This is a genomic window from Hadarchaeum sp. (SeqCode), from assembly GCF_049969415.1.
Classification (GTDB): Archaea; Hadarchaeota; Hadarchaeia; order Hadarchaeales; family Hadarchaeaceae; genus Hadarchaeum.
Genome location: NZ_JBMFOX010000086.1, coordinates 1 through 2348, shown reverse-complemented (window position 1 = coordinate 2348; position 2348 = coordinate 1). Strand labels below are relative to the sequence as shown.

At 48.7% G+C, this 2348-nt stretch carries 2 protein-coding genes; one reads left to right on the top strand and one right to left on the bottom strand.

Going from position 1 to position 2348, the window contains the following annotated elements; translation table 11 throughout:
- Positions 1-680 (top strand): ABC transporter permease subunit (locus ACP5PX_RS07855; RefSeq protein ID WP_428085402.1); only part of this gene is annotated, 680 nt, incomplete at its 5' end.
- 208 nt (positions 681-888) lie between these two features.
- Here the strand turns inward: ACP5PX_RS07855 and ACP5PX_RS07850 are convergent.
- Positions 889-2166 carry an IS701 family transposase gene (locus ACP5PX_RS07850; protein WP_428085401.1) on the bottom strand — a complete coding sequence of 426 codons (1278 nt, stop codon included), beginning with the start codon at positions 2164-2166 and terminating at the stop codon, positions 889-891.
- Between the last annotated feature and the right edge of the window lie 182 nt (positions 2167-2348).

Genomic DNA, 2348 nt, shown 5'->3' with positions numbered 1-2348 from the left:
CGTTCGACGCATTCAGATGGGTTTTATTTGAGTCAAAATTTTTCATTTGGCTTAAAAACAGTTTATTCGTTTATTTGATTACTTTGTCAACGAGTTTAATTGTGATAATCCCTGCTGCATATTCTTTTTCCCGATTTAAATTTAGAGGAAAGAAAAGTTTGCTTTCTGGCTATTTTATCTTATCGCAGATAATGACTGGTATGGGCGTAATAGGCCTGATCGCTCTTTACTCTCTTCTTTTAAAACTGGGAATGATTAATTCTTTATTGATACTGGGGCTAGTCTACACCGCCTCCTTGGTTCCTTACATTAGTTGGTATTTAAAATCTTATTTGGATACGATACCCACAGATTTTGATGAAGCCGCACTTATGGACGGGGCATCGTTTTTCCAAAATTTGAGGCATGTTATATTTCCTATAGCCAAACCTGGAATTGCAGTTGCAATAATCTTCATAACAATAATTACATGGAGTGAATGGGTACTAGCTTCAATTTTGCTGGGATCAGAAAATTTCACATTAGCGTTGGGTCTAGTGAGCCTTCAGGTAAGATGGGAGACTCCTTGGAATTACTTCGCCGCTACATCGATTTTATACGCCATTCCCATAATGGTGATTTTCACATTAGCTCAACGATATTTAAAAGCAGGTCTAACTCTAGGTGGAATAAAACAGTAAGATCCGAGAAAAATCCCGAAAGATAATTCAGAGTGTGAAATGAGTAGAAAGCCCAGCATGTGCCAAAGGGCTAGTCTTCAAGTCCCCTTCGACTTACAAGTCGACACCGAGTTATCTAAAGTCAACCTTCGGTGACATCAAACCCCTAGTGAAGTTAGTGAAAAAAGTGAAAAAAGGTACAAAAAATAATAACTGAACTTTGGCAATTTTAGCTTTTTAAACCTCCGGTGAGCGTTTTTACACTTCTCCTCATCCTCCTGAGCTGCTTCCTCGTCGAGGAAAGCACCCTCAGGATTTTGCCCGGGTCTTTCACCTGCTTCCCGATCTCCAACACAGCCTGGATAAAGGAGCGGAGGATCTCCGCGAACACACGCCTGCACGCCGCGCCTATCGTATCCAGATAGACCATGGCCTTTCCAGCGGCGCGATCCACAGGACCCAGGGATAGGAGGGTATGCGCGATCAGAATCATCTGAAGGTGACGTTTTATGCCACCTATCTTCCGAAGCTCGTACTCCTCCATCCCCAAGTTCTGTTTCGCGTCCTTGTAAAAAGCATCTACCTCGGAGCGCCTGGCGTAGGTCCGCATGATCTTCCTCAATTCCCAGTCCGAGCGGTTGGTACAGTAGAAGTACGGGTCCTCCATTTTCTCGAACTTCTCCTCGGAATATGAGACAACCACGCGCGTTCTCTTAGCGAATCCCTCCAGCCGCACTGTCCTCGAGCACGCGTAGTAGACCTCCTTGGTTCCATCCTTGTGCTCGAGCACGACCCGCTCGAAGTCCTTCTTCGGCAGGTCCCTCGCCCACTCGGATATCGGCCGCCTTCCCTCTGAGATGACGATCCTGTTCGATTTGCACCGGGTCACCCAATCTTTTCCCAGCCCCTCCAAAAAGTCGACGAAATCAACGCTGAAGTACCACGTGTCGAAGACGACGCACGAGAAAGGTATCCCACGTTCCACCGCCTGCTGAATGAGCTCCTGGGCGAGCTCGGGCTTGGTCTTGAAGTTTTCCCCAGCCTGCTCCTCCTTGAGGTATAACCTGAAGTCCAAGGGAAGGCTCAGCCACCGCTTCACGTAATGGCTTGTGACGAGCTGGTGCCCCCACACCGTTTTTCCCTTGCTGGCGTCGTAGTGCCAGCCGGCACCCTCCATGTGTTTCCCCACATGGTGGGAGATGGTGTCGTCGATGATGAGGGTTCCTCCCCCGAGCCCGAGCTCTCCGAGCCTGTCCCTCACGAACTCGTGCCTCCTCCGATCGAGTTCTTCCTCGCTCCAAGGGGAGTCGGTCAGAAAGTGGTTCAACGCGCTCTGGTCGCAGCGAGCGAAGAGGCTGTCGTTGATCCCCTGCACCGTGCGGTTTGGGCACACCATCAGCCCCGTCACGTACTCCCCGAAGTGCCTCAGCTGAGGCTTCGAAAAAACCTCTTCAAAAATAGACATGCCAAAACTCACCACGCTTGGGTGGCCGACTATGGGCAACATTCCACATCACCTTTTGGGATTGTTCACCCCGCCCTCCTCGTCAGCCCCAAAAGGTGATACCGAGATTTTTATCTCGCCTCAGGGTTTAAAATTTGCCAAAGTTCAGTAAGTTATTAAGATTCAAATGGACCTAACACCACTACTAACGACATTTGGTATAATCGCCCTCGCTGAACTGGGTG

Bases quoted from the DNA above. Each gene is read 5' to 3' on its own strand.
- ACP5PX_RS07850 (WP_428085401.1), bottom strand. From the start codon at position 2,166: ATGTTGCCCATAGTCGGCCACCCAAGCGTGGTGAGTTTTGGCATGTCT.